This window comes from Pseudomonas sp. C8002, assembly GCF_013385765.1.
GTDB lineage: Bacteria > Pseudomonadota > Gammaproteobacteria > Pseudomonadales > Pseudomonadaceae > Aquipseudomonas.
Genome location: NZ_JACAPJ010000003.1, coordinates 219639 through 245250 on the forward strand (window position 1 = coordinate 219639; position 25612 = coordinate 245250).

28 protein-coding genes are annotated in these 25612 nt (G+C 60.5%); 21 read left to right on the forward strand and 7 right to left on the reverse strand.

Annotation, left to right across the window (positions count from 1 at the left end):
• Nucleotides 1-25: 25 nt before the first annotated feature.
• From HX814_RS04415 to HX814_RS04435, 5 genes are all read right to left on the reverse strand, one after another.
• On the reverse strand, nt 26-406 hold the full coding sequence (locus tag HX814_RS04415) for a Rho termination factor N-terminal domain-containing protein (protein ID WP_177008409.1): 381 nt from the start codon (nt 404-406) through the stop codon (nt 26-28).
• 57 nt (nt 407-463) lie between these two features.
• The gene (locus HX814_RS04420) at nt 464-730 is read right to left on the reverse strand and encodes a hypothetical protein (RefSeq protein ID WP_087692767.1); all 267 of its coding nucleotides are present in this window, start codon (nt 728-730) and stop codon (nt 464-466) included.
• Between the two features lie 48 nt (nt 731-778).
• Nucleotides 779-1126 (reverse strand): hypothetical protein, encoded by a 348-nt coding sequence (locus HX814_RS04425; RefSeq protein WP_177008408.1) that lies wholly within the window; start codon nt 1124-1126, stop codon nt 779-781.
• An 85-nt stretch (nt 1127-1211) separates the two neighbouring features.
• Complete coding sequence (locus HX814_RS04430; RefSeq protein ID WP_177008407.1) at nt 1212-2405, reverse strand: MFS transporter; 1194 nt, start codon at nt 2403-2405, stop codon at nt 1212-1214.
• 86 nt (nt 2406-2491) lie between these two features.
• Nucleotides 2492-3151, reverse strand: coding sequence for an HD domain-containing protein (locus HX814_RS04435; RefSeq protein WP_177008406.1), 660 nt, complete (start codon nt 3149-3151; stop codon nt 2492-2494).
• 112 nt (nt 3152-3263) lie between these two features.
• Between HX814_RS04435 and HX814_RS04440 the strand changes: the two genes are divergently transcribed.
• From HX814_RS04440 to HX814_RS04465, 6 genes are all read left to right on the forward strand, one after another.
• The gene (locus HX814_RS04440) at nt 3264-3743 is read left to right on the forward strand and encodes a GNAT family N-acetyltransferase (protein WP_004371239.1); all 480 of its coding nucleotides are present in this window, start codon (nt 3264-3266) and stop codon (nt 3741-3743) included.
• A gap of 149 nt (nt 3744-3892) precedes the next feature.
• Nucleotides 3893-4714, forward strand: a complete 822-nt coding sequence (locus tag HX814_RS04445; RefSeq protein ID WP_004371237.1) for an SDR family oxidoreductase — start codon at nt 3893-3895, stop codon at nt 4712-4714.
• Nucleotides 4715-4745: 31 nt separating this feature from the next.
• Complete coding sequence (locus HX814_RS04450; protein ID WP_177008405.1) at nt 4746-5726, forward strand: substrate-binding domain-containing protein; 981 nt, start codon at nt 4746-4748, stop codon at nt 5724-5726.
• On the forward strand, nt 5723-7231 hold the full coding sequence (araG, locus tag HX814_RS04455) for an L-arabinose ABC transporter ATP-binding protein AraG (RefSeq protein ID WP_004371233.1): 1509 nt from the start codon (nt 5723-5725) through the stop codon (nt 7229-7231). The genes HX814_RS04450 and araG overlap by 4 nt, the downstream gene beginning before the upstream one ends.
• A 16-nt stretch (nt 7232-7247) precedes the next feature.
• The gene (araH, locus tag HX814_RS04460) at nt 7248-8213 is read left to right on the forward strand and encodes an L-arabinose ABC transporter permease AraH (RefSeq protein WP_004371231.1); all 966 of its coding nucleotides are present in this window, start codon (nt 7248-7250) and stop codon (nt 8211-8213) included.
• Nucleotides 8214-8398: 185 nt separating this feature from the next.
• A complete protein-coding gene (locus HX814_RS04465) occupies nt 8399-9202 on the forward strand; it encodes an IclR family transcriptional regulator (RefSeq protein WP_004371229.1) in 804 nt (267 codons plus the stop codon).
• Between the two features lie 136 nt (nt 9203-9338).
• Here the strand turns inward: HX814_RS04465 and HX814_RS04470 are convergent, their stop codons facing one another.
• Entirely contained in the window at nt 9339-10391 is a 1053-nt protein-coding gene (locus tag HX814_RS04470) for an NAD(P)-dependent alcohol dehydrogenase (protein WP_004371228.1), read from the reverse strand.
• 181 nt (nt 10392-10572) lie between these two features.
• Between HX814_RS04470 and HX814_RS04475 the strand changes: the two genes are divergently transcribed.
• Complete coding sequence (locus tag HX814_RS04475; protein ID WP_004371227.1) at nt 10573-11463, forward strand: AraC family transcriptional regulator; 891 nt, start codon at nt 10573-10575, stop codon at nt 11461-11463.
• A gap of 193 nt (nt 11464-11656) precedes the next feature.
• Here the strand turns inward: HX814_RS04475 and HX814_RS04480 are convergent, their stop codons facing one another.
• The gene (locus HX814_RS04480) at nt 11657-13321 is read right to left on the reverse strand and encodes an electron transfer flavoprotein-ubiquinone oxidoreductase (protein ID WP_177008404.1); all 1665 of its coding nucleotides are present in this window, start codon (nt 13319-13321) and stop codon (nt 11657-11659) included.
• A gap of 554 nt (nt 13322-13875) precedes the next feature.
• On the opposite strand from HX814_RS04480, the gene HX814_RS04485 reads away from it, so the two are divergent.
• The 14 genes from HX814_RS04485 to HX814_RS04550 all read left to right on the forward strand — a co-directional run bounded on the left by HX814_RS04485 (nt 13876) and on the right by HX814_RS04550 (nt 25546).
• Nucleotides 13876-14625 carry an electron transfer flavoprotein subunit beta/FixA family protein gene (locus tag HX814_RS04485; protein ID WP_004371224.1) on the forward strand — a complete coding sequence of 250 codons (750 nt, stop codon included), beginning with the start codon at nt 13876-13878 and terminating at the stop codon, nt 14623-14625.
• Nucleotides 14626-14627: 2 nt separating this feature from the next.
• Nucleotides 14628-15557 (forward strand): electron transfer flavoprotein subunit alpha/FixB family protein, encoded by a 930-nt coding sequence (locus HX814_RS04490; protein ID WP_004371223.1) that lies wholly within the window; start codon nt 14628-14630, stop codon nt 15555-15557.
• An 83-nt stretch (nt 15558-15640) separates the two neighbouring features.
• Nucleotides 15641-16456 (forward strand): ABC transporter substrate-binding protein, encoded by an 816-nt coding sequence (locus tag HX814_RS04495; protein ID WP_177008403.1) that lies wholly within the window; start codon nt 15641-15643, stop codon nt 16454-16456.
• Between the two features lie 9 nt (nt 16457-16465).
• Nucleotides 16466-16828: a DUF4398 domain-containing protein gene (locus HX814_RS04500; RefSeq protein ID WP_177008402.1), complete on the forward strand. Its 363-nt coding sequence runs from the start codon at nt 16466-16468 to the stop codon at nt 16826-16828.
• Nucleotides 16825-17637: an OmpA family protein gene (locus HX814_RS04505; protein ID WP_004371220.1), complete on the forward strand. Its 813-nt coding sequence runs from the start codon at nt 16825-16827 to the stop codon at nt 17635-17637. The genes HX814_RS04500 and HX814_RS04505 overlap by 4 nt, the downstream gene beginning before the upstream one ends.
• A gap of 312 nt (nt 17638-17949) precedes the next feature.
• A complete protein-coding gene (locus HX814_RS04510; protein ID WP_008434911.1) occupies nt 17950-19389 on the forward strand; it encodes a PLP-dependent aminotransferase family protein in 1440 nt (479 codons plus the stop codon).
• Nucleotides 19390-19493: 104 nt separating this feature from the next.
• On the forward strand, nt 19494-19994 hold the full coding sequence (locus tag HX814_RS04515; RefSeq protein ID WP_004371218.1) for a hypothetical protein: 501 nt from the start codon (nt 19494-19496) through the stop codon (nt 19992-19994).
• A gap of 163 nt (nt 19995-20157) precedes the next feature.
• The gene (locus tag HX814_RS04520; protein WP_004371217.1) at nt 20158-20412 is read left to right on the forward strand and encodes a YkgJ family cysteine cluster protein; all 255 of its coding nucleotides are present in this window, start codon (nt 20158-20160) and stop codon (nt 20410-20412) included.
• A 44-nt stretch (nt 20413-20456) separates the two neighbouring features.
• Nucleotides 20457-21062: an START domain-containing protein gene (locus HX814_RS04525; protein WP_004371215.1), complete on the forward strand. Its 606-nt coding sequence runs from the start codon at nt 20457-20459 to the stop codon at nt 21060-21062.
• A gap of 79 nt (nt 21063-21141) precedes the next feature.
• Nucleotides 21142-21402 carry a hypothetical protein gene (locus tag HX814_RS04530; protein ID WP_004371213.1) on the forward strand — a complete coding sequence of 87 codons (261 nt, stop codon included), beginning with the start codon at nt 21142-21144 and terminating at the stop codon, nt 21400-21402.
• Nucleotides 21403-21615: 213 nt separating this feature from the next.
• Entirely contained in the window at nt 21616-21957 is a 342-nt protein-coding gene (locus HX814_RS04535; RefSeq protein WP_003193463.1) for a ribonuclease E inhibitor RraB, read from the forward strand.
• Nucleotides 21958-22382: 425 nt separating this feature from the next.
• Nucleotides 22383-23792 (forward strand): circularly permuted type 2 ATP-grasp protein, encoded by a 1410-nt coding sequence (locus tag HX814_RS04540; RefSeq protein WP_004371206.1) that lies wholly within the window; start codon nt 22383-22385, stop codon nt 23790-23792.
• A gap of 3 nt (nt 23793-23795) precedes the next feature.
• Nucleotides 23796-24746 (forward strand): alpha-E domain-containing protein, encoded by a 951-nt coding sequence (locus HX814_RS04545; protein ID WP_004371204.1) that lies wholly within the window; start codon nt 23796-23798, stop codon nt 24744-24746.
• Nucleotides 24743-25546, forward strand: a complete 804-nt coding sequence (locus HX814_RS04550; protein ID WP_004371203.1) for a transglutaminase family protein — start codon at nt 24743-24745, stop codon at nt 25544-25546. Before HX814_RS04545 ends, HX814_RS04550 begins: the two co-directional genes overlap by 4 nt.
• Nucleotides 25547-25612: the final 66 nt, after the last annotated feature.

Sequence of the window (25612 nt, forward strand, 5' to 3'; positions counted from 1 at the left end):
GCCCGCTCCCACATTTTGATCCGCATCAACCGGCGCGTTTCAGCGCCTCAATCAAATCATCCTTGCGCATGGTCGAGCGCCCGGGAATGTCCATGGCACGCGCTTCCTTCAGCAAGCTTTCCTTGGTCTGCGTACCCAGCGAAACCCGGCTGTTACGCGGATGCCCCTCACGACTGGCCGCAGCCCGCTTGGCCGACTCATGCCGGTCCTGGGACTTCTTCGCCGGCGCCTTGCGCTGGCCTGAACCTCCGGCCTTTTCGCCGCCGCCAGACTGCTTGTTGACGGTGGCCCAGGCCCGCGCCTCGGCTTCTTCTTTCGACAAGCCCTGGTGCTCATAACTCGCTTCGATATGGGCGGCCTTGCGCTTCTGTTCGGTGGTGTATTTGGCTTTGCTTCCACGAGGCATTGCGATACTCCTTCTGGCCCTCATACAAGATACGAGGGCCAGACCAGACAAAGTGCGTTACTGGCTCGCTTCGCTTTCCAGCTTGCGAGCCGCTTCCACGCCGGACGCGGTGAGCTTGATCGGCAGGTTCAGCGAATGTTCACCGGCATCGTTGCAGGTCACATGGCCTTCCTTGATCCACCCGCGGTCCTGCAAGGTGGCCAAGGCGCTGGCCACCACTTTTTCACCTCGGTAGTTGTCCAGCACTTCTTTGCCCAACCCACTGGGATGAGCGTGGAGCAGACGGGTGAGGACTTCTTTTTCAAGGTTGTGATCGACGTTCATGCATACCTCTTCACTGGGAAATGGTTGGGTGTTCGTCTTTCTTGCGCATTAAGGCGCTGGCTGTTTTGGCGCGCCGGGGATGTTGGAGTCGTCACCCTTGTTGATCGAGGGCGAAGTGGCACCTGGGCCCATTTTGCCGTTGGGCACCGCACCGCTGTTGCGATTGGTGTCGTCGCCCTGGGTGCGTGGGTCCCTGCTGTTGTCGATGATGGCGCCGCCGTTGGTGTCCATGCCGGTACCCATCGAGTCCTTCGACTCTTGGGCGGCCGGGTTGGGCGGGCTGCCGACAGGGTCGGTCGGGCCGGTGCTGGAACCTGTGGTGGCGGCAAAGCTGCTCAGCGAAACAGCAGACAGCAAACCGGTGAGGGCGAGGGCGGCAAATTTGGAAGTCGTCATGATGGTGTCTCCATATGATTAATGTCCTTACCTGATATTGGTCCGCCCCCGTTTGTGATTCGTGCCTCGATACCGACGAACGGTCTTAGGTCGCTTGTAAGATTTTGTGTGACGAGATTCGGCGCCAGATCAACCGCGCCACCGTGATCAGCCAATTGAGCAGCGCCACCGCGAGTACACTCATCAACAGGGTCGGCATGCCGTATTCGACGATGAGCTTGCCCGCCAGCAACGGGAAACCGAACACCCCGATAAAGTACGCCAGGCTGAACAACAGCAACGCCTGGGAGGTGGTGCCAGCGGGTGCCTCGTTCGCAGCCAAACCATTGATCACCGAATACGTCAGGCCGTAACCGACGCCCAGGGTGACGGCTGCCAGCAGGTAGCTGTAGTTGCCACTGACCCTGAACCCGAACAGGAAAATCGACACCAGCATCAACCCCGACAACACACACGCCGCCCAATACGGATCACGCTTGACCACGATGCCGGCGATCAGCAGGCGGCTGGTAATTGCCGCACTCATGAAGCCCAGGAAGAACAGCGAATAGTCCAGCCCGTGCAACGCCGCGTAGCTGGTCTGGAAACTCGACAGCCCGCCAAACACGCAACCGCCGAGGCCCACCATGATGATCGCGAACACCGCTTTAGATGACAGCACCTGGCGCGTGGCCGACCAGGAAATCTTCGCCACCGGCGCGGTGTGTTGACTCAGCGCGCGACCCAGTCGCCAGAAAATCAGCACACCCACCAGGCTCGCCAGCGCTGCTATATGAAAGGCCGCCGTCAGCGAAAAATCCAGGGCACTTGCCGCCCGCCCCAGCAGTGGCCCGGAGCCGATTCCGGTCATCATGCTGCCCGACAGCAGGGCGAAATACTTGGCCCGTTGCGCCGGTTCCACCAGCATCGCGACGATGATCGGACCCAGCGTATAGAAGACGCCCCAGCCCAACCCCAACGACAAGCCAAAAAGCATCAAGCCCTCGCCGAACCCCGGCGCCAGCGCAAAGCCCAGGCACGCCACCACCAGCAATATGCCGAGCAGGGCGATCGACCTGGCAGCCCCCAGCAGGTCGGCCAGATGCCCGGAAACCAGCACCGCCACAAAGGTGCTGAGCATCGCCATGGAGATCACGCTGCCCGCGTCGTGTTCGTTGCCGCCGCGCGAATGGATCAGCAGCGACAGCAAGAATGTCGAGCCATAGGACAGGGAGAGCAAATAGCTGGCGAGGCAGAAGAGGGCGAACAGTTTTCCGCCAACCGCAGGTGAGGCGTGCATGGGGGAGCCTTGCGTCTGTTGGATTTATGCCCAACTTTTTACCATGCACGGCCCGAGGGTTTGTTCTGTGGTTAGCGGTTCTTGCGTTAGCCCACAGCGGAGTATGGCGTGCCGATTTCTTCGATGAACAGGTCCATGAAACCCTTCAACCGCTCATGGCGCGCCAGGGCCATGCGTTGCCCCGTCGGCGTCTGAAATCCGCCCGCCAGATGCAGCAGCTTGGTCTGGAAATGGTCGAGGCAAAAGCGCTTGTCGTCGTACTCGCGATGCTGCGCCGTTGGGTCAGCCGGGTCATACAGCCCGCTGCCCATGCGCCCGGCGATATAGAACGTGCGGGCCACGCCGATCATGCCGAGGGAGTCCAAACGGTCGGCATCCTGCATGATCTTTGCCTCGAGCGTCACCGGAATAAGGCCCGCCGAAAAGCTGTGGGTCTCGATGGCGTGGGTCACCGCTGCAATCTTCCCGGGCTGCCACGCCAGCCCCTGCAAAATCTCCCCGGCCTTGCCTGCCGCCAGTTTCGAAGCCTTGGACCGCAACGGCGAATTCTTCTCCACTGCCACGCAGTCGTGCAGCAACACGGCTGCCAGCAGTACCTCGGGATCGCCACCTTCCTCAGCCTGGATCAAGCGCACGTTGTGCCATACCCGCTGCAAGTGGGACAGGTCGTGGGCGCCGTCTTCGGAAGGCTCAAGGGCGTGAGGCAATAACGTCGCGGCGAGGTCGGTCAAGGGCGTGAAGGGCATGGGGGTTCTCAAAGGTCGATGGCCTGCAGGTTAGCCGTGAATCAAATTGCACTGCAATCGGTCATTAAAGCGCCTTAGTATGTGTGCTTTATTTCCCTGACAAGGCCTGCCCATGACCATCGAGATTCGCCCCGCCGTGCCCAGCGATGCTGCGCAGATCCTGACCTTCATCACCGAGCTTGCCGACTATGAAAAAGCCCGGCACGAAGTGATCGCCAGCGTGGTGGACATCGAGCGCAGCCTGTTCAGTGAAGGTGCCACCGCCCACGGCCTGATCTGCCTGCGCGACGGTTTGCCGATCGGCTTTGCGGTGTTCTTTTTCAGCTATTCCACGTGGCTGGGCAGCAACTGCCTGTACCTCGAAGACCTGTACATCAACCCCGAGCAACGCGGTGGCGGGGCGGGCAAGAAGTTGCTGCGCCACCTGGCGAAAATCGCCTGTGACAACGGCTGCGGGCGTTTCGAGTGGAGCGTGCTGGACTGGAACGAGCCGGCCATCGCGTTCTACAAATCCATCGGTGCCCAGCCCCAGGAAGAGTGGGTACGCTACCGCATGGAAGGCGACGCCCTGAGGGATTTCGCACAGGGTTAAGTGTGCATAAAGGACCGGCTTTTAAAGCCGGTTTTTTTATATATTTGCTCACTATATGGGATGATAATTTATATATTGAGATGTTCCGGTTTCTGGGTTTATAGTCTTGCGCATCAGCACTCACTACCAAAAACAAAACAGGTGAAGCGATGCAGGCACAACCGTTGTCGTTACCTCCGGTGCCCGAGCCGACGTACGGCGAGCGACTGAAGAACAAAGTCGTGGTCATCACCGGTGCCGCCCAAGGCATTGGCGAGGCTATCGTCGCCTGCTTCCAGGCTCAGCAGGCGCGCCTGGTGATCGGTGATATCCAGGGCGAGAAGGTCGAGCAGGTCGCCGCCCACTGGCGCGAACACGGCGCCGAGATCTACGCACAACCTGTCGACATCACTTCCAAGGATCAATGGCGCGCCCTGGTGGACGTAGCTATCGAACGCTTTGGCCGCGTCGATGTGCTGGTCAATTGCGCTGGCGTCAACGTGTTCCGCGACCCGCTGGAAATGACCGACGAAGACTGGCGCCGCTGCTTCGCCATCGACCTCGACGGCGCCTGGTACGGCTGCCGTACCGTGTTGCCGCACATGATCGAGCAAGGCATCGGCAACATCATCAATATCGCCTCCACCCACTCCAGCCACATCATTCCCGGCTGCTTCCCGTACCCGGTGGCCAAGCACGGCCTGCTCGGGCTGACCCGCGCCCTGGGCATCGAATACGCGCCCAAGGGCATCCGCGTAAATGCCATCGCGCCGGGCTATATCGAAACCCAACTCAACGTCGATTACTGGAACGGCTTTGCCGACCCGCACGCCGAGCGCCAGCGTGCCTTCGACCTGCACCCGCCCAAGCGCATCGGCCAGCCGATTGAAGTGGCGATGACGGCACTGTTTCTTGCGACCGATGAGGCGCCCTTTATCAATGCCACCTGCCTGATGATCGATGGTGGGCGGTCGGTGATGTACCACGATTAAAACTTTTCCAAATAACAAGAAGAGGTGGTTCATGCTCAAGAAAACACTAGGCACCCTTGCCCTCACGATGGCGCTCAGCGGCCTGGCCTCTGCCGAAGAAGTAAAGATCGGCTTCCTGGTCAAGCAGGCGGAAGAGCCCTGGTTCCAGACCGAATGGGCCTTCGCTGAAAAAGCCGGCAAGGACCATGGTTTCACCGTGATCAAGATCGCCGTGCCCGACGGCGAGAAAACCCTTTCCGCCATCGACACCCTGGCCGCCAACGGCGCCAAGGGTTTCGTGATCTGCCCGCCGGACGTGTCCCTGGGCCCTGCGATCATGGCCAAGGCCAAGCTGAATAACCTTAAAGTGCTGGCGGTAGACGACCGCTTCGTCGACGCCAAGGGCAAGCCCATGGAAGACGTGCCTTACGTCGGCCTGGACGCCTACAAGATCGGCCAGAAACAAGGCGAGGCCATGGCCACCGAAGCCAAGCATCGCAACTGGGACTGGAAGGACACCTACGCCGTCATCAATACCTTCGACGAGCTGGAAACCGGCAAGAAACGCACCGACGGTTCGGTAGAAGGCCTCAAGGCCGCCGGCCTGCCGGTTGACCATATCCTGTTCACCGCGCAGAAAACCCTCGACGTGCCGGGCGCCATGGACTCCACCAACTCGGCCCTGGTGAAACTGCCCGGTGGTGCGAAAAACCTGCTGATTGGCGGCATGAACGATAGCACCGTACTGGGCGGCGTACGCGCCACCGAAAGCGCCGGCTTCAAGGCCACAAACGTGATTGGCGTGGGCATCAACGGCACCGACGCCATCGAAGAACTGAAGAAATCCGACACCGGTTTCTACGGCTCGATGCTGCTCAGCCCCGATGCGTCCGGCTATAAAACTGCGACCTCGATGTTCGAGTGGGTGACCAAAGGCACTGAGCCTGCCAAGTTCACCGCACTGGATAACGTGACCCTGATCACCCGCGCCAACTTCAAGGAAGAGTTGAGCAAGATCGGTCTGTGGAAATGAACAGCGCCGCTGCAGAGAGCCTGCGCTTCAACGGCATCGGCAAGGAGTTTCCCGGGGTGAAGGCCCTGGCGCAGATCAGCTTCGAAGCGCGGCCCCATTCGGTGCATGCGCTGATGGGCGAGAACGGCGCGGGCAAGTCGACCTTGCTGAAAATCCTCGGCGGTTTTTATCCGCCCAACAGCGGCAGCTTGCAGTTGGGCGAACGCAGCGTGAGTTTCAAGTCGGCGGCCGACAGCATCGCCAGCGGCATCGCAGTGATTCACCAGGAGCTGCAACTGGTGCCGGAAATGACCGTCGCCGAGAACCTGCTGCTGGGGCATATGCCGTCGCGCTTTGGCGTGGTCAATCGCGGGGCGATGGTGCGCAAGGCACGGGAACTGCTCAAGGGCCTGGCGGATGAAATCGATCCGAACATGCGCCTGGGCAGCCTGTCCCTCGGCCAGCGGCAACTGGTGGAAATCGCCAAGGCCATGTCGCGCAACGCCCATGTGATTGCGTTCGATGAGCCCACCAGCAGCCTCTCGGCCCGTGAGATCGAGCGGCTGATGGTGATCATCGCCCGACTGCGGGATGAAGGCCGGGTGATCCTCTACGTGTCGCACCGCATGGAAGAAGTGTTCCGTATCTGCGATGCGGTGACGGTGTTCAAGGACGGGCGCTTCGTGCGCACGTTCGAGGACATGACGCAGTTGAACGTCGACCAGTTGGTCAACTGCATGGTCGGGCGCGATATCCAGGATATCTACGACTACAGGCCGCGCGAGCACTGCGGTGAAGCGCTGCGAGTCGAAGGTTTGCTCGGGCCGGGGTTGCAGGAACCGGTGAGCCTGCAGGTGAACAAGGGCGAGATTCTCGGGCTGTTCGGCCTGGTGGGGGCCGGGCGCACAGAGTTGTTGCGCCTGCTCGCCGGGCTGTCCCGCAGCACCCAGGGGACCCTGGTGCTGCATGGCCAGGCGCAGACGTTCAAGACACCACGGGATGCGATTGCGGCGGGGGTGTTGCTCTGCCCCGAGGACCGCAAGAAGGAAGGCATCGTGCCCCGCGCAAGCGTTGCAGAGAACATCAATATCAGTGCGCGGCGCGACCATGCGCGCTTCGGCTGGCTGATCCAGGGCGGCTGGGAACGCACCAACGCCCAGCGGCAGATCAGCGCGCTGAACGTGCGCACGCCGTCGGCGGACCAGCCGATTCTGTTCCTGTCGGGCGGCAATCAGCAGAAGGCGATTCTCGGCCGCTGGTTGTCGATGCCGATGAAAGTGTTGCTGCTGGACGAGCCGACCCGCGGCATCGATATCGGTGCCAAGTCGGAGATCTACCAGATCATTCACAACCTGGCGGCCAGTGGCATCGCGGTGATCGTGGTGTCCAGCGACCTGATGGAAGTGATGGGCATCTCCGACCGCATCCTGGTGATGAGCGAAGGCGCCCTGACCGGCGAATTGACCCGCGATCAAGCGGACGAAGCACGGCTGCTGCAACTGGCTCTTCCGCGTACGCGGGACTGAAGAATACGAGGTGGGTATGTCACAGGTAAAAACTGCAAGAAGCTTCTGGCCGGGGTTCAACCAGCGCAAGTTTCTCGATGATTGGGTCATGCTGCTGGCGGCCTTGAGCATCTTTGTGCTCAGCGCCATCTTCATCGACAACTTCCTCTCGCCGCTGAACATGCGTGGCCTGGGGCTGGCGATTTCCACTGTGGGGATTGCGGCCTGCACCATGCTGTTTTGCCTGGCGTCGGGGCACTTCGACTTGTCGGTGGGTTCGGTGATCGCCTGTTCGGGCGTGGTGGCGGGGATCGTGATTCGCGACACCGACAGCGTGTTCTTCGGCGTGTCGGCGGCGTTGGCCATGGGCCTGGTGGTGGGACTGATCAACGGCATCGTGATCGCCAAGCTGCGGATCAACGCGTTGATCACGACGCTGGCGACGATGCAGATCGTGCGTGGGCTGGCGTATATCTTTTCCAACGGCAAGGCGGTCGGCGTGATGGACGAAAACTTCTTCGTCTTTGGTAACGGCCAGCTATTTGGCGTGCCGGTGCCAATCGTCATCACCGTGCTGTGCTTTGTGTTTTTTGGCTGGTTGCTGAACTACACCACCTACGGGCGCAACACCATGGCCATCGGCGGCAACCAGGAAGCGGCGCTGTTGGCCGGGGTGAATGTCGATCGCACCAAGATCATCATCTTTGCCGTGCACGGCGTGATCGGCGCGTTGGCCGGGGTGATCCTGGCGTCGCGGATGACCTCGGGGCAACCGATGATTGGCCAGGGGTTCGAGCTGACGGTGATCTCGGCGTGCGTGCTGGGCGGGGTGTCGCTGAGCGGCGGAATCGGGATGATCCGGCATGTGATTGCCGGGGTGCTGATTCTGGCGATCATCGAGAACGCGATGAACCTGAAGAACATCGACACCTTCTACCAATACGTGATTCGCGGCTCGATCCTGTTGCTGGCGGTGATTATCGACAGGATGAAACAACGATAAAAAGGGCGCCACACGACCAATGTGGGAGCGGGCTTGCTCGCGAAAACGGTGTGTCAGTCAGCGTATGCATTAACTGGAAAACCGCATTCGCGAGCAAGCCCGCTCCCACATTTTGATCTCCTCTGTTTTGCTGGTCCGCATTTGCCATAATGCTCGCCGTTTTCGTACTTCCCAATAGGCCCGATATGCAGGAAAACGCCCAAACTCCCGTCAAAGAAGCCGCGCCCACCGGCACTCAAACCCTGCTTCGTGGCCTGGGCGTGGTGCAGGCAGTGGCGGCCGGTGCGCGGGATCTGAAGGAAATCGCCAAGCGCATCGGTACCACCCGCAGCACCACTCACCGCCTGGCCAGTTGCCTGGTGGAAGAACGCTACCTGCGCGTAGTGCCGCAAGTCGGTTATCTGCTGGGCCCCAAATTGATCGAGCTGGGTTTCCAGGCCCGTGAAGAACTGCCTTTGGTCAGCCTGGCAGTGCCGTATCTGGACGAGTTGTCGGCGTTGACCGGCGATACCATCCACCTGGCTATCCGCGAATACGACGACGTGCTGTACCTGCACAAGAACCCTGGCCGCAACGGCCCGGAAATGCGCTCGCGTGTAGGCCATCGCATGCCGCTGGCGCGCACCGGGATCGGCAAGGCGTTGCTGCTGGATGACAGCGTGGAAGAGTGGCAGCGCCTGTATCAGGTCAGCCTGCCAACGGGCGGGAAGAATCTGCAGTGGCCGCAGCACCCCGAACAATCCTGGGCGCAGTTTGAACAGCGCATGCAGGAATACGTGGCGGGCGGTTATGCATTCGATCTGGAAGACAACGAACCGTCGATCCGTTGTGTCGCGGCACCGGTGCGCGATGCCAGCCGGCGAATCGTCGCCGGCATCAGCATCGCCAGTACCGTGCCCTACATGCCGCTGGAGAAAATGGCCGAGCTGATCCCTGTGATCAAACAGGTCGCAGCACGGCTGTCAGCGGAGTTGGGCGCGAAGGCCTGATCAGGCCGTGATCGTTCCCATGCTCCGCGTGGGAATGCCGCTTCGGACGCTCCGCGTCCAGCACTTGAGCCCTGCGCAACGGTGACGCAGAGCGTCACGGCATGCGTTCCCACGCAGAGCGTGGGAACGATCTTGGTCAGGCCTTGAGGGTCGCCATGTCGATCACGAAGCGGTACTTCACATCACCGGCAATCATGCGGGTGTAGGCTTCGTTGATCTGGCGGATGTCGAGCATTTCGATATCGCAGGTGATGCCGTGCTCGGCGCAGAAATCCAGGACTTCCTGGGTTTCGGCAATCCCACCGATCAACGAACCGGCCAGCACTTTGCGGCCCAGCACCAGCTTGGCAGCGTTGACGGGCGGGTCGACCGGCTCGATCAAACCTACCAGGATGTGCACGCCGTCAAAGCGCAGTACGTCGAGGTAGGGATTCAAGTCGTGCTGCACCGGAATGGTGTCCAGCAGGAAGTCGAAATGCCCGGCAGCGGCTTTCATCTGGGCTTCGTCGGTGGACACGATCACGTGGTCGGCGCCCTGGCGACGGCCTTCTTCAGCCTTGCTCGCGGAGCGGGTGAACAGCGTCACTTCCGCGCCCATGGCCTTGGCGAACTTGATGCCCATATGGCCCAAACCGCCCATGCCCAGAACGCCAACCTTGTCGCCAGCCTTCACGCCGTAATGCTTGAGCGGCGAGTAAGTGGTGATGCCGGCGCAGAGGATCGGCGCGGCGCTGGCCAGGTCGAGCTTGGCCGGGATCTTCACCACGAAGTGCTCGCTGACCACGATGCTGTCGGAGTAGCCGCCCATGGTGTTGCTGCCGTCGACCCGGTCCGGGGTGGCGTAGGTCATGGTCGGGCCTTCGAGGCAGTATTGCTCGAGGTCCGCGTGGCAGGCGTCGCAGTGACGGCAGGAGTCGACCATGCAGCCAACACCTACCAGGTCGCCGACTTTGTGCGCGGTGACGCTGGCGCCGACGGCGGTGACCTTACCGACGATCTCGTGGCCCGGCATCAGCGGGTACACGGCGATGCCCCATTCGTTACGTGCCTGGTGGATGTCGGAGTGGCAGACGCCGCAGTAGAGAATTTCGATCGCCACGTCATCGGCGCGCGGGCTACGGCGTTCGAAGGACATGGGGGCGAGGGGAGTGGTGGCCGATTGAGCGGCATAACCGATGGCGGTGTACATGGAGAAACCTCGCAGGTGCAGTAACAGGTGAGGTGGCGCATTCTCCGCGCCGTGCCTGGGTGCGGCCATGGCGATTGCTCCGAGTCTCATGCCTATTCGTCCGGGAGTGCCCCTGGATTGGATCACTGTGGCGCCAGACCTGCGATGATGGTCTCATCCCCTTTTTCGCGAAGTTTTTGCCATGTTGTTGACCCGCCATGTCGATGCCAATGCCGCGTTGGTTGCCTTGATCGAACCCCTGACACCCCGTGATGGGTTCTCGCCCACGAACCTGCCGGGCGTGCAGGTATTGCGTGCCAGTTGCGATGTGGCGCGGGGCCCGCAGATTTATGAACCGAGCCTGATGATCGTCGCCCAGGGCAGCAAGGTCGCGTACCTGGGCCCGCGTACCCTGGAGTACGGCGCGGGGCATTACCTGATCCAGGCGATGCCGGTGCCGTTCGAATGCGAGACTTTTGCCATGCCGAATGCACCGCTGTTGGGTGTGACGGTGGGCATTGATCGGGTGGTGCTGGGTGAGCTGGTGATGGCGATGGGGATCCAGAGCGGGCCACCGCCGGCGGCGCAGACGTTGGAGTCGATGAGTTCGGTGGTGCTGGACGACGCCATGCGCGGCTGTGTCGAACGCCTGTTGCAGTGCCTGCACGATCCGCTGGAGAGCCGGATCATGGGTCCGGCGCGGGTGCGGGAATTATTGTTCACCGCATTGCGCGGGCCACAGGCGGATGTGTTGCGGGCGTTGGTGGAGCAGCAGGGGCAGTTTTCGCGGGTGGCGACTTCGTTGAATCACCTGCATGCCCATTACGCCGAGCCGCTGAATATCGAGACATTGGCAGGTTATGCGCACATGAGTGCGTCGACCTTCCACGAACACTTCAAGCGCTGCACGCTGTTGTCGCCGGTGCAGTACCTCAAGCGTCTGCGGTTGCTCAAGGCACAGCAGTTGCTGTTGGTGGAGGGCATGGGCGTGGCGCAGGCGGCCCACAGTGTGGGGTATCAGAGCACGTCGCAGTTCAGCCGGGAGTACAAGCGCTACTTCGAGCGCAGCCCTGGGGATGAGCGGGCGGCGTAACTCTCCCGGGCACAATTCGGTCAAAAATGTGGGAGCGGGCTTGCTCGCGAAAGCGGTGGTTCAGCCAAAATATCTGTGACTGATACACCGCTTTCGCGAGCAAGCCCGCTCCCACATTTGACCGAGTCGATGGGTCTTTTTCCGGGCTACAAAAAAGGCCCCCATTTGGGAGCCTTCTGTTCAAGCAGCGGATTTACATATTCGGGTAAGTCGGCCCACCCGCACCTTCCGGCGTCACCCACGTAATGTTCTGCGAAGGGTCCTTGATGTCACAGGTCTTGCAGTGCACGCAGTTCTGGGCGTTGATCTGGAAGCGCTTCTCGCCGTCTTCCTTGGTGATCACTTCATACACGCCGGCCGGGCAGTAGCGCTGCGCCGGTTCATCGTAGAGCGGCAGGTTGGTGCCGATCGGGATGCTCGGGTCTTTCAGCTTCAGGTGGCACGGTTGTTCTTCTTCGTGGTTGGTACCGGAGATGAACACCGAACTCAGCTTGTCGAAGCTCAGCTTGCCGTCGGGTTTCGGGTAGTCGATCTTCTTGCTGTCCTTGGCCAGCTTGAGGCAGGCGTAGTCCGGCTTGGTATCGTGCAGGGTAAACGGCATTTTGCCGCCGAGGATGTTCTGGTCGAACCAGTTGAAGCCGGCACCAATGATCGGGCCGAACTTGTGCATCGCCGGGCCGAAGTTACGGCTGGCGAACAGTTCTTCGTAGAGCCAGCTGTTCTTGAAGCTGTCGACGTAAGCGGTCAGTTCGTCACCGCCTTCGGATTCGGCGAACAGGCGGTCTGCCACGGCGTCAGCGGCGAGCATGCCGGACTTCATCGCGGTGTGGCTGCCCTTGATCTTGGCGAAGTTCAGGGTGCCCAGGTCGCAGCCGATCAGCGCGCCGCCCTTGAACACCATTTTCGGCAGCGAGTTCAGGCCGCCTTTGCAGATGGCGCGGGCGCCGTAGCTGATGCGTTTGCCGCCTTCCAGGTACTGGGCCAGCACCGGGTGATGCTTGAGGCGCTGGAACTCGTCGAACGGCGACAGGAAAGTGTTGCTGTAGGACAGGTCGACGATCAGGCCGACGACCACCTGGTTGTTTTCCAGGTGATAGAGGAACGAACCGCCGGTGTTCTCCGCGCTCATGATGTCCAGCGGCCAGCCGGCGGTGTGCACCACCAGGCCTGGCTGGTGTTTGGCCGGGTCGATTTCCCAGATTTCCTTCAGGCCGATGCCGTAATGCTGGGCGTCGGCGTCGCTGTCCAGGTTGAAGCGCTGGATCAGTTGCTTGCCGATGTGGCCACGGCAACCTTCGGCGAACAGCGTGTACTTGCCACGCAGTTCCATGCCCGGGGTGTAGACGCCTTCTTTCGGGTTGCCTTCACGGTCGACGCCCAGGTCACCGGTGATGATCCCGCGCACCACGCCGTTTTCGTCGAACAGTGCTTCCTGGGCGGCGAAGCCCGGGTAGACTTCCACACCCAGGTTCTCGGCCTGCTGGGCGAGCCAGCGGCACAGGTTGCCCAGGGAGATAATGTAGTTGCCTTCGTTGTGCATGGTCTTGGGCACAAAGAAGTCAGGCACCTTGGTGGCCGCTTCGCTGGAGCGCAGTACATAGATGTCATCACGCACAACAGGGGTGTTGAGCGGTGCACCGAGTTCTTTCCAGTCCGGGAACAATTCGTTCAGGGCACGGGGTTCAAACACGGCACCGGACAGGATGTGAGCGCCGACTTCGGAGCCTTTTTCGACCACGCAGACGCTGATTTCCTTACCGGCTTCGGCGGCCTTCTGCTTCAATCGGCAGGCGGCAGACAGGCCTGCCGGGCCAGCGCCGACGATGACCACGTCGAATTCCATGTATTCGCGTTCCACAGGCTATCTCCTACTCAAGGCTCAACGGCTTTTTTTTCTAATGGGTGGAGGTTCGGTAATCCGTCCCACAATGCCTGCATCAATCTCATGCAAGGGGCAGGGGACGACCCACCTTTCTCTCTAGGTGGCGCATTATATCTACACCACTCTCAGCGTCCAATACAAACGTTTGTTTGAATTGCCCGCAAGCTAGGTAAATCAAAGCAACGCGGCTTATAACTGACCATTTTGGCGTATTGACCGGAATAGGCGTTCCGGTCAATATACGGTCGGTTTTGCGCATCCCGTAGGCAGACTGTGGGTTTCAAGGCCACCTCGAAAGACAGGCTGAAGGCAAATAAGGGTGACGCGCGAGCCACGATGGCGCGCAGTTTACACGCCACGATAATGAATGACCTCTCAGTCACCGCTGACGAACGGTCATCACTCCCGTGAGCAAGGTCCCCCGCCGACAATTGCCGGTGTTTTTGGAGGTGCCCTTGTGTGCCGATGAGCATCAAACCGCCAGGTTCGCCTAGGCGACTTTCTTTTCACCGGAGAGTAACGAGGAATCCATGAAGGTTCTTGTAGCTGTCAAACGCGTTGTCGATTACAACGTGAAAGTTCGCGTCAAGGCGGACAATTCCGGCGTCGACCTCGCTAACGTCAAGATGTCGATGAACCCTTTCTGCGAAATCGCCGTGGAAGAAGCCGTACGCCTGAAAGAGAAAGGCGTTGCGACTGAAATCGTCGTCGTTTCCATCGGTCCGACCACTGCTCAAGAGCAGCTGCGTACCGCCCTGGCGCTGGGTGCCGATCGCGCCATCCTCGTCGAATCCGCTGAAGAGCTGACTTCCCTGGCCGTTGCCAAGTTGTTGAAAGCCGTTGTCGACAAGGAACAGCCATCGCTGGTGATCCTCGGCAAACAAGCCATCGACAGCGATAACAACCAGACTGGCCAGATGCTGGCTGCACTGACCGGTTACGGCCAGGGCACCTTCGCCTCGAAAGTCGAAGTGAGCGGCGACAAGGTTGCCGTGACCCGCGAAATCGACGGCGGCGCGCAGACAGTTTCCCTGAAACTGCCGGCCATCGTCACCACCGACCTGCGTTTGAACGAGCCGCGCTACGCGTCCCTGCCAAACATCATGAAAGCCAAGAAGAAGCCTCTCGAAGTGCTGACTCCGGATGCTTTGGGCGTTTCCACCGCCTCCACCAACAAGACCGTAAAAGTCGAAGCGCCGGCTGCACGCAGCGCGGGCATCAAGGTCAAGTCGGTGGCTGAACTGGTCGAGAAACTGAAAAACGAAGCGAAGGTAATCTAACCATGACTATCTTGGTAATCGCAGAACACGACAACAAGGTCGTGGCTCCGGCCACCCTGAACACTGTTGCCGCCGCCGCCAAAATCGGTGGTGATATCCACGTGCTGGTCGCCGGCCAAAACGTTGGCGCCGTGGCTGAAGCCGCTGCCAAAATCGCTGGCGTGAGCAAAGTACTGGTTGCCGATAACGCAGCCTACGCTCACCAATTGCCGGAAAACGTTGCGCCGCTGGTAGCAGAGCTGGGCGCTGGCTACAGCCACATCCTGGCTGCAGCCACCTCCAACGGCAAAAACATCCTGCCGCGCGTTGCTGCGCAACTGGACGTTGACCAGATCTCCGAGATCGTTTCGGTAGAAAGCGCCGACACCTTCAAGCGTCCGATCTATGCCGGTAACGCCATCGCTACCGTGCAGTCCACTGCGTCGGTAAAAGTCATCACCGTGCGTGCCACCGGTTTCGACCCGGTTGCTGCTGAAGGTGGTTCGGCTGCGGTTGAAGCTGTGGCTGCTGCCCACGACGCTGGCACTTCCAGCTTCGTTGGCGAAGAGCTGGCCAAGTCCGATCGTCCGGAACTGACCGCTGCCAAGATCGTCGTTTCCGGCGGCCGCGGCATGCAGAACGGTGACAACTTCAAGCACCTGTACGCCCTGGCCGACAAGCTGGGCGCTGCGGTCGGCGCTTCCCGCGCTGCCGTCGACGCAGGTTTTGTACCGAACGACATGCAGGTCGGCCAGACCGGCAAGATCGTTGCGCCACAGCTGTACATCGCCGTCGGTATCTCCGGCGCGATCCAGCACTTGGCCGGTATGAAAGACTCCAAGGTGATCGTTGCGATCAACAAGGACGAAGAAGCACCGATCTTCCAGGTGGCTGATTACGGCCTGGTGGCGGACTTGTTCGAAGCCGTACCCGAGTTGGAGAAGCTGGTCTAATCCAGCCGCTTCACTTATAAAGAGCCCGGTCTTTTGACCGGGCTTTTTTTTGCCCGGTAATTTTTCAACTGGAGAACCCTGCCATGGAATTGCGTTCCTGGACTGTACTGCTGGCCCTGTCACTGCTGCCGGCGGTGTCGCTGGCGGCTGGCAAATGTGATCGCCTGGTGATCACCGGCAGCCCGGACGCACCGCCTTATCTGTGGCGTGATCCCCAGGACCCCACGCACTTGATCGGCGCCACCGCCGACATGCTGCAGCAAGTGGCCAAGGACCTCGGGGTGAAAATCGACCTGCTGTACGGCGGCAAACGTTCCCTGGCGCTGGAAGAAGTGCGCAGCGGGCGCATGGACATCCTCGCCGACGCGCCATTGACCCTCGACGCCCTGGACTCCCTCGACTACATCCACCCGGCATTGGTGCAAACCGATTACCTGGTCTGGACCCGCAAGGATTCCTCCCTGGCCTACAGCCAGGCCGGCGACCTGCAGGGCCACAAGGGCGCGGTGTCGGAAAGGGCGCGCCTGAGCCGCGACTTTGAAACCTTGGCCGCCGAGCAACTGACCTTGCAACGCTTGCCCAGCCTGACCCCGGCGTTCCAGAAGCTGCTGCTGGGGGAAGTGGACTACGTACTCGCCGGACGTTATTCCGGCATGGCCATGGCCCAGACGTTGGGCATGAGCAACGACCTGGTGGCGCGGGAAATCCCCATCGACCAGCCGGGCCTGTACCTGGCTATTTCCCACAACTCCGCCTGCAACGATCCGTGGTTGCGCGGACAGCTCGCCAAAAAGATGACAGAATTGCCCGCGTCCGGTCTGGCGGAAACCGCGCTGCAGAGCAATCTTGAGCGCTGGAAAGCGCAGTTGCAGCAACCCGTCGGCACCCCAACAAAGTAGGGATTTTCAGTGACTATTCGACCTCTTTTCGCGGCCCTCGCCGTTGTAGCTCTGGCGGGATGTGCAGCCGATCCTGCGCCGAATGAACAAATGCGCCTGACCCAGCAAGCCCTGGAACAAGCCAACGCCGTGGGCGCCGTTGCCAGCGATTCGCCCGAGCTGAAGCTGGCGGAAGACAAGTTCACCCAGGCCCGTGCCGACATGGCCGATGAATCCTACAAGGACGCCCGCATGCAGGCTGAAGAAGCCGAGCTGGACGCCCGCCTGGCGGAAGCGCGGGTGCTGACCCGCAAAAGCCAGGAGCAACTGAACGTGCTCAACACCCGTATCACCCGCCTGCGCAAGCAGTTGCAGTTGGGAGACGCCCAATGAGCCCGTTGATGCGTGGGTTGAGCTGTGTGGTGTTGCTGGGCAGTGCGCTGGGTGGTTGTGCGACCCATCCCGACAGTAACCTCGCCTTGCAACAGGCCAGCACTGACTTCCAGAAGGTCAAGGAAGATTCGAATGTGCTGCGTATCGCACCCAAGGACGTGATTCGCGCCGGTGAGTCCCTGGCCCGTGCCGACCGTTTCTCCAGCTTCTGGGGCAGCGGCGCCGATGTGGCGCATTACGCCTACCTGAGCCAGCGCTACAGCGCGATTGCCCGGGAACACACCGAGCAGGCACTCAATCAGGAGCGTGGGGTCAAGCTGGAGCTGGAACGCCAGCGCCTGCAACTGGCCCTGCGTGAAGCCAAGCTCTCCAGCGTTCAGCAACAGGGCAAATGGATTGAGGCGCAGATATCCAGCCTGACCACCGTCCAGCCTGATCGCGGGCTGGTGATGACCCTGGGTGACGTGCTGTTCGATACGGGTGATGCAGAGCTGCAAAACTCGGCCAACCGCACCGTGCTCAAAGTGGTGCAGTTCCTGCAACTGAACCCCAAGCGTGTGGTGCGCATCGAGGGTTACACCGACAATACCGGCGGCGAACAGGAAAATATCAAACTGTCCCGGGACCGCGCTCAAGCGGTTGCGGATGTACTGAGCGACCTGGGGATCGACGAAAAACGCATTCAGGTCGAAGGCTACGGCGATCAGTATCCGGTCGAAGCCAACGCGTCTGAGCGGGGCAGGGCGCAGAACCGTCGGGTAGAAATTGTGTTCTCCGACGAAAAAGGCCAGCTGGGCGCTGCTCGCTGAACCTGATTCTCAAGGTGAAAGGTGATTCCTGTGGGAGCTGTCGAGCCCCAGCGAGGCTGCGACAGGATCGCCTCGGTGGACCTACGAGACTGAAGTGCCTGCATCGCAGCCTCGCTGAAGCTCGACAGCTCCCACATAAGCCCGATCAATGATCGGGTTTTTTGTCCCCGCGATTCAGTTCGCAACCCTTACAGTTTTTTCTATCACTGCCGCCCGCGCTCGACTATTGTGGCAACTGTCCCCGTACACTTCTAAACTGTGCCGGTATGTTTCACACAAAAATAAAATACCCGTGAAATCGAGTGCTGCGTCATGACCAATCTGTTGCTCTACCAACGTATCGCCCAGCAGCTGGCTGAGGATATCCGCCGCGGTGTCTATCAACCGGGCGAGCGCGTGCCTTCGGTACGCAAAATGAGCTCCCAGCTCAACGTCAGCCACGCCACCGTGTTGCAGGCCTACGCGAACCTGGAAGACCAGGGTTTGATTCGCGCGCGGCCGCAGTCCGGGTATTACGTGCACCAGACGCCGGCGCTCACTGCGCCCACGCCGGACATCGCCCGGGTCGAGCGTCCAGGGTTGGTCACCCGCAGCAGCATCATTCAACAGGTGTTGGTGGAATCCCGTCGCGAAGGCGTGTTCCCGCTCGGCGCCGCCGTGCCGAGTGTCGACTACCTGCCTGTGCGCGCGCTGCATCAGCAACTGGCCAAGGTCACGCGTTTCCAGAGCCCGCGGGCGTTCAGCTACATGTTCAGCCCGGGTTTCGAGCCGCTGCGGCGCCAGGTGGCGATCCGTATGCGCGATGCCGGGGTGGTGGTCGACCCCTCTGAAGTGGTGATCACCCATGGGTGTGTCGATGCATTGCAGATGTCGCTGCGGGTGCTGACCCGCCCCGGCGACCTGATCGCCGCCGAATCGCCGACCTATTACGGCTTGCTGCAACTGGCCGATCTGCTGGGCCTGAAGGTCATCGAAATCCCCAGCGACCCGGCCACCGGCATGAGCCTGGAAGCCCTGCAACTGGCAGCCAACCAATGGTCGATCAAGGCCCTGGTGCTGACCACGCGCCTGAGCAATCCCCTGGGCGGCACCATGCCCGAAGAGCGGCAGAAACAGTTGCTGCGCCTGGCCTCGGATTTCGATATCCAGGTGGTCGAGGACGATATCTATGGCGAACTGATGTTCGAACTGGGCCGCACCAAGGCCCTGAAAGCCTACGACCGTCTGGACCGGGTCATCTATTGCTCGAGTTTCTCGAAGACCCTGTCACCGGGCATTCGCATTGGCTGGATGATTGCCGGCAAGTACCAGCAGGAAATCCAGCGCCTGCAAATGTTCAGCACCCATTCGGCCTGCAGCGTGACCCAGATGGGCACGGCGGCGTACCTGGAGAATGGCGGCTACGACCGCCATCTGCGCTATATCCGCCAGGAGTACCGCAAGAACCTCAGCGCGTTCCAGCTGGCCGTGCAGCAGTATTTTCCCGAAGGCACCCAGATGACCCGCCCGACCGGCGGTTTTATCCTGTGGGTCAGTTTGCCTGGACGGGTCAATACCCAGGAACTGCACGTGCGCGCCTTGCAGCAGGGCATCAGCATTGCACCGGGGCTGATCTTCAGTAATACGGAACAGTTCAACCACTGTATTCGCCTGAACTGCGGCACCCCGTGGAACCGCGAGGCGGAGCGCGCCTTGATGACCCTCGGGATGCTGGCAAGCCAGTTATGCCAGGAGACTGCGGCGGGTTTTTGAGGCATGGAAAGGGGACACGACGGGTAGCTGGCTAATTACCATGCTTGTCATACCGTCCTCAACAAGCGAGCATATGGCCTTCTGCCGTTAATGCTGCTGGCGATATGACTTATACCTTTCCTGCTGCCCTGCTGATCTGCGTGTTAAGCCTGTGTAACGCTGGCGCTGTCCTGGCGGCTCCCGCCGGTGAAGCGGCACCTGCTGCCAGCTCCCAGCAAACGGTGCCGGCGAAAAAAGCCGCTGCGGCCAAGAAGGCACCGGTCGCGAAGAAAGCCCCCGCAAAGAAAGCAACGCCGGTGAAAAAACGTGCGCCTATCGCCAGCAAGTCAAAGTCGGCCCACGAAGTCGCCAAGACGCCGCTGCCGCCCGCAGAGCTGGATTTGAGCCTGCCGTCGAACATGGTTCGCCACCTGCAACCCCTCGGCACCATGCCGCAGCCGAAGAACGTGCCGCTGCTGCCGCCGATGTTTGCCGAAAAGCCCACTGACAACAGTGCCTTCCAGATCAACGGGCGCCTGCTCAGCAATGAAATGCAGCTGCAACTGCGCAACGAAGAACGCCGCGAAGTTGAAGGTGCGGCGCTGGATTTCCAGTTCAAGCAATAAACCCGACGAGTAAACGTGACGCGCACCCCTGACCTTCTGTCGCAGACTGGTCAGTCACTTTTGTTTTCGGTGAAAAACCCCTGTTAAGCCAATTTAAAACGTCTGTTTAAGGGCGTAGTCTTACGTGGCCATCAACACTTGAGTTGTCGAGGATCTGTTCGTCATGAAATGCCGTGAAGGCTGTGGCGCTTGCTGCATTGCCCCATCCATCAGTTCTCCGTTGCCGGGAATGCCTGCCGGCAAACCGGCGGGCGAACGCTGCCTGCATCTTTCGGTCGAACAACTGTGCCAGTTGTTTGGCCAGCCTGAGCGGCCCGCAGTGTGTAGTTCGTTCCAGGCGGATATCGAGGTCTGCGGCAGTAGCCAGGCAGAAGCGATCAGGTTGATCGGCTGGTGGGAACAGATGACGGCGGCTTAGTGGGCTGTTCAAAGTACTGAACTTCAACAATAAGGAATAAGACCATGGGTTCACTGAAACGAATTGCTGTGTTGTGCGGTTTTACCGCGTTGTTCGCTGCCGCAGCGCATGCTGAAGACTGGCAGACGGCCAAGGATGAAGACGGCATCAAAGTGTCCTTGAGTGAAATTGCCGGTTCCAAGTACAAGGCTTATCGCGGTGTGACGACCATCAAGGCGCCGCTGGCCAAGATCCAGGCGCTGCAGGAAGACGTGGCGGGGGCCTGCTCCTGGATCCACGAATGCAAGTCGCAGAAACTGCTCAAGCAGGAAGGCGACAAGAGCTGGACCTACACCCAGTTCAAGGCACCGTTCCCGGTGACCGATCGTGACTCGATCCTGGAAATCACCACCACCAAGGCTGCCGACGGCACCGTCACCCGCAAGCTGTTGGAAGTGCCGACCTACCAGCCAGAAGTCAAAGGCTATGTGCGCGTAGCCCAGGTCGATGGTTACTGGAAGCTGGTGCCTAAAGGCGACAACCTGACCGAAGTGACCTACCAGGTGCACACCGAGCCAGGTGGCAGCGTGCCGTCGTGGCTGGCCAACAAGTTTGTGGTGGACGCACCGTTCAACACCTTGAAAGCCCTGAAAGAACACGCTGAAAAATAACTGCAGTTGATCAGGTGCCTCCTGCCTTGAGTGGAACGATTTCCAGGCCCTCAAGGTCCAGATAGATGTAAGCCCACCCATGGGTTTTATCGAGGAGGCTCTGATGCCAAAGTGGAACGTTTCCTTCACCAATGATCATGGTGAGTCGGTAGTCGAGCAATTCGAGTGCGAGCAGAAACCCACGCTTGAAGAAGCCGCGCGCCTGGTTCGCGCCCGCGTATCACCGGTGCTGGAGGAACTGGATCTCAACGATCTGGAGGGGCGTATTGCCGAACCCACGGTCAAGATTCTGAAAGATCAAAACAGCATCAAAGACCTCAAGGTCGACCCCGCCGCCTGAACATTCCCTGTACGCCTTTAAACAGACTCTGGTGGAGGTGATAGCTTCGCGCTACTCTGCAATGGAGATCAGCGAATGAATCGCTAAGGTCTGGTCTTGTCAGCTACATGCTTGTCTCCCAGCGGCGACGTCACTGCCGTAACACCCGCGTCCTTGCAGCGCGGGCCTTGGGAAGCACGGAAAGTCTATCCATCGGTTTGAGGAGGACGTTTCATGAGCACAGCCTATCAAGAAGACATCAGCACCAACGTGTTGCGCCGCATGAAAGAGGGCGGCTTTGACTTCTCGCGTTTCCACCCCATCGAGTTCTACGCCATTTTCCCGGATGAGGAACGTGCGCGGCGGGCTGCGGGTCGGTTTCGTGGGGAATCCCTGAATGCCCAGGTCAGCGCGCGGGATGACGGCGCCTGGTACCTGGAATTGAGCAAAATCATGTTCGCCACCTACGACGGCATAGGAGACTTCGAGCAGGACTTTGAGGCGGTGGTCGAGCCCTTGGGCGGAATCATCGAGGGATGGGGCGTGAAACAGGAGGTGCGTGGGTTACCCATGTAGCGACATGATCAACAACACAGCGTATCGGCTGACCTTTGGGTCGGCCGTTTTTGTTTCTGGCGCGGGAAAAATCCTGCGCAAAAAAAAGCCACCCGAGCAGGGTGGCCAAAGGGAAGATCGCAAAGGAGGAGAGCGATTCGGTACAAGCGGTAATGCGCAATGGATGAGGCTGTAGGACGCGTCCTGTTCAGCTGATGGAGGTGATTATCCGCGGGGTTTGCCGGGCAGTGAAATCAACTCTGACTATGCTGGTGATAGTCATGGCCTGCATTGCAATGAGGCGCCGCCCATGACAGCGGGCATTTGCTGCACCGGGACGGTGCGATGAGACCTGCGTCTATATCCAACTGATTGATACTTAAGTGTTTATGCCGCTGGCACGGGCCTTGCGATGGTTCTGGCGTCCGGGTGACAAGGAGTACGGCATGATCCGCACTTATTATGATGAGATGTACGACGGGGCAGGGCAGGTGCGCCCCCATTACCGCGAATTTGCCCGCTGGTTGGCCGACACGCCGGCCGAACTGCTGGCCCAGCGCCGGCGCGAAGCCGATTTGCTGTTTCACCGGGCCGGTATCACCTTCACCTTGTATGGCGATGAGCAAGGTACCGAGCGCCTGATCCCCTTCGACACGATCCCCCGCAGCATCCCGGCCAGTGAATGGCGGATCGTCGAGCGCGGCTGCATCCAGCGGGTCAAGGCGCTGAACATGTTTCTCGCCGACCTCTACCACGAACAACGCATTATCAAGGCTGGGATCATCCCCGCCGAGCAAGTGCTGGCCAACGAGCAGTACCAGTTGGCGATGCAGGGCCTGGACCTGCATCGGGATATCTATTCCCACATCTCAGGTGTCGACCTCGTACGCGATGGCGACGGCACTTACTACGTCCTCGAAGACAATCTGCGCACCCCCAGCGGCGTGAGCTACATGCTCGAAGACCGCAAGATGATGATGCGCCTGTTCCCCGAACTGTTCGCGGCCCAGCGCATCGCGCCCATCGACCACTATCCCAACCTGTTGCTCGACACCCTGAAAAGCTCCAGCCCGCTGGATAATCCCAGTGTGGTGGTGCTGACGCCTGGGCGTTTCAACAGTGCGTTCTTCGAGCATGCATTCCTGGCCCGGGAAATGGGCGTGGAACTGGTGGAAGGCGCCGACCTGTTCGTGCGTGATGACCGCGTGTTCATGCGCACCACCGATGGTCCCAAGGCGGTGGATGTGATCTACCGTCGCCTCGACGACGCGTTCCTCGACCCGCTGGCCTTCAACCCGGACTCCATGCTCGGCGTACCGGGCCTGCTGGCGGCGTATCGCTCGGGCAACGTGGTGTTGGCCAATGCCATCGGCACCGGGGTGGCGGATGACAAGTCGGTGTACCCCTTCGTCACCGAGATGATCCGTTTTTACCTGGATGAAGAACCGATCCTGAAGAATGTTCCGACGTTCCAGTGCCGTAATCCCAGTGAACTGTCCCACGTACTGGCCAACCTTCCGCAACTGGTGGTGAAGGAAACCCAGGGCTCCGGTGGCTATGGCATGTTGGTCGGCCCGGCCGCCTCGGCGGCGGAAATCGAAGCCTTCCGTGCACGTATCAAGGCCAAGCCCCACGCCTATATCGCGCAACCGACCCTGTGCCTGTCGACATGCCCGACCTTCGTCGAAAACGGCATCGCCCCACGGCATATCGACCTGCGCCCGTTTGTGCTGCAAGGCAAGGAAACCCGTGTGGTGCCCGGCGGCCTGACTCGTGTGGCGCTGCGGGAAGGCTCGCTGGTAGTCAACTCGTCCCAGGGCGGCGGCACCAAAGACACCTGGGTGGTCGAGGATTGAAATATGTTGAGTAGAACTGCCTCGGATTTGTATTGGATGTCACGCTACCTGGAGCGCGCGGAAAACCTCGCGCGGATGCTCGATGTCAGTTATTCGCTGTCGCTGATGCCCCAGGACGGGCGCGGCGATGGCCTGCATGAACTGGCGATGCCGCTGCTGATCACCGGCACCCTCGACGATTACCGCGAGCGCCACGGTGAGTTGCACGCCGAACGCCTGCTGCACTTCTTCGCCCTGGATGCGGCGAACCCGGCCAGCATCTACAGCTGCCTCGGCGCTGCACGCGCCAGTGCCCATGCCGTGCGTGGGCGAATCACCGCCGACATGTGGGAAAACATCAACGCCACGTGGCTGGAGATTCGCGACATCGCCCAGCAAGGCCTGAGTCGCTACGGCATGAGCCGGTTCTGCGAGTGGGTCAAGGAGCGGTCCCACCTGTTCCGTGGTGCCACCTACGGCACCATCATGCGTAACGACGCCTTTCGTTTTATTCGCCTGGGTACCTTTATCGAGCGCGCCGACAACACCCTGCGCTTGCTCGACGCTCGCTACGAAATGGCCGGCGACCAGGCCGAAGCGGTCACCGATGGTACCGCCCACGCCTACTATCAATGGAGTGCGTTGTTGCGGGCGTTGTCGTCGTTCGAGGCCTACACCGAAATCTACCGTGATGCCCCCGGCGCCCGACAAGTCGCCGAGCTGTTGCTGCTGCGCGCCGACGTGCCGCGTTCGCTGCGGGCCTGCAGTGAAGAGATCGACCAGATCCTTGGCAGCCTGCCCGGCATCAACGGTCGCCCGGCCCAACGCCTGGCAGCGGAAATGGACGCACGCCTGCGCTATACCGCCATCGACGAAATTCTCGAGGAAGGCCTGCACGCTTGGCTGACCGACTTCATCCCGCTCGTGCGCGAGCTGGGCGACGCTATTTACAGTTCCTACCTGGAGGCGGCATGAGACTTTCCATCAGCCACGAAACCACCTACCACTACGAAGACCAGGTGCGTGCCAGCATCCAGTACCTGCGGCTCACGCCCCACGACAGCGAGCGCCAGCATGTCCTCAGTTGGCAGTTGGACTTGCCCCGGCCGGTACGGGCGCAACTGGACCCGTTCGGCAACATCCTGCACGTGTTGACCCTGGACGAGCCCCATGAAGCCATCATCATTGGCGCCCGTGGCCAGGTGGATATCGACGAATTGCGCGAGGCCGAGCATGAAAGCCAGTCGGCCTTCCCGTTCCTGCGCTGCACTCGGTTGACCGAGCCGGACGAGGCCCTGCGCAGCTTTGCCGAAAAGCATTGCCATCAACGCCGCGACCGCAGCGCATTGATCGACCTGATGCACGCGCTGAACCAGTACATGACCTATTCGCCCGGCTCTACCGAAGTCGACACCTGTGCGGCCAAGGCGTTTGCCGGGCGTGCCGGGGTGTGCCAGGACCACACCCACGCCTTCCTCGCCTGTGCCCGCAGCCTGGGGATTCCGGCGCGTTATGTGTCGGGGTATTTGTATAGCGAAGACTGCGAGCACCTCGCCAGCCATGCCTGGGCTGAAGCGTGGCTGGATGACGCCTGGTACAGTTTTGACGTGACCAATCAACTGGCGCGGCCGGAGCGGCATTTGAAGCTGGCGGTGGGTCTGGATTACCTGGACGCCTGCCCGGTACGAGGCATGCGTCGTGGGGGAGGGCATGAGCAAATGCATGCCAAGGTATTTGTAGCGCCGACACCGGTGATTTCGGTGCAGCAGCAGTAGGATCCAGGGAGAGAGGGAGCTCTGTGTAGCAGGAAAGCTCTCCGTGCCAGGACAGTTTTTTGTGGC

Coding starts and splice junctions, on each gene's coding strand:
- HX814_RS04505 (WP_004371220.1), top strand. CDS start 16,825: ATGAGCCCGTTGATGCGTGGGTTGAGCTGTGTGGTGTTGCTGGGCAGT.
- HX814_RS04550 (WP_004371203.1), top strand. CDS start 24,743: ATGAGACTTTCCATCAGCCACGAAACCACCTACCACTACGAAGACCAG.
- HX814_RS04450 (WP_177008405.1), top strand. CDS start 4,746: ATGCTCAAGAAAACACTAGGCACCCTTGCCCTCACGATGGCGCTCAGC.
- HX814_RS04475 (WP_004371227.1), top strand. CDS start 10,573: ATGTTGTTGACCCGCCATGTCGATGCCAATGCCGCGTTGGTTGCCTTG.
- HX814_RS04530 (WP_004371213.1), top strand. CDS start 21,142: ATGGGTTTTATCGAGGAGGCTCTGATGCCAAAGTGGAACGTTTCCTTC.
- HX814_RS04440 (WP_004371239.1), top strand. CDS start 3,264: ATGACCATCGAGATTCGCCCCGCCGTGCCCAGCGATGCTGCGCAGATC.
- HX814_RS04445 (WP_004371237.1), top strand. CDS start 3,893: ATGCAGGCACAACCGTTGTCGTTACCTCCGGTGCCCGAGCCGACGTAC.
- HX814_RS04495 (WP_177008403.1), top strand. CDS start 15,641: ATGGAATTGCGTTCCTGGACTGTACTGCTGGCCCTGTCACTGCTGCCG.
- HX814_RS04520 (WP_004371217.1), top strand. CDS start 20,158: ATGAAATGCCGTGAAGGCTGTGGCGCTTGCTGCATTGCCCCATCCATC.
- HX814_RS04490 (WP_004371223.1), top strand. CDS start 14,628: ATGACTATCTTGGTAATCGCAGAACACGACAACAAGGTCGTGGCTCCG.
- HX814_RS04540 (WP_004371206.1), top strand. CDS start 22,383: ATGATCCGCACTTATTATGATGAGATGTACGACGGGGCAGGGCAGGTG.
- HX814_RS04470 (WP_004371228.1), bottom strand. CDS start 10,391: ATGTACACCGCCATCGGTTATGCCGCTCAATCGGCCACCACTCCCCTC.
- araH (WP_004371231.1), top strand. CDS start 7,248: ATGTCACAGGTAAAAACTGCAAGAAGCTTCTGGCCGGGGTTCAACCAG.
- HX814_RS04535 (WP_003193463.1), top strand. CDS start 21,616: ATGAGCACAGCCTATCAAGAAGACATCAGCACCAACGTGTTGCGCCGC.
- HX814_RS04435 (WP_177008406.1), bottom strand. CDS start 3,151: ATGCCCTTCACGCCCTTGACCGACCTCGCCGCGACGTTATTGCCTCAC.
- araG (WP_004371233.1), top strand. CDS start 5,723: ATGAACAGCGCCGCTGCAGAGAGCCTGCGCTTCAACGGCATCGGCAAG.
- HX814_RS04425 (WP_177008408.1), bottom strand. CDS start 1,126: ATGACGACTTCCAAATTTGCCGCCCTCGCCCTCACCGGTTTGCTGTCT.
- HX814_RS04415 (WP_177008409.1), bottom strand. CDS start 406: ATGCCTCGTGGAAGCAAAGCCAAATACACCACCGAACAGAAGCGCAAG.
- HX814_RS04515 (WP_004371218.1), top strand. CDS start 19,494: ATGACTTATACCTTTCCTGCTGCCCTGCTGATCTGCGTGTTAAGCCTG.
- HX814_RS04525 (WP_004371215.1), top strand. CDS start 20,457: ATGGGTTCACTGAAACGAATTGCTGTGTTGTGCGGTTTTACCGCGTTG.
- HX814_RS04430 (WP_177008407.1), bottom strand. CDS start 2,405: ATGCACGCCTCACCTGCGGTTGGCGGAAAACTGTTCGCCCTCTTCTGC.
- HX814_RS04510 (WP_008434911.1), top strand. CDS start 17,950: ATGACCAATCTGTTGCTCTACCAACGTATCGCCCAGCAGCTGGCTGAG.
- HX814_RS04545 (WP_004371204.1), top strand. CDS start 23,796: ATGTTGAGTAGAACTGCCTCGGATTTGTATTGGATGTCACGCTACCTG.
- HX814_RS04465 (WP_004371229.1), top strand. CDS start 8,399: ATGCAGGAAAACGCCCAAACTCCCGTCAAAGAAGCCGCGCCCACCGGC.
- HX814_RS04485 (WP_004371224.1), top strand. CDS start 13,876: ATGAAGGTTCTTGTAGCTGTCAAACGCGTTGTCGATTACAACGTGAAA.
- HX814_RS04420 (WP_087692767.1), bottom strand. CDS start 730: ATGAACGTCGATCACAACCTTGAAAAAGAAGTCCTCACCCGTCTGCTC.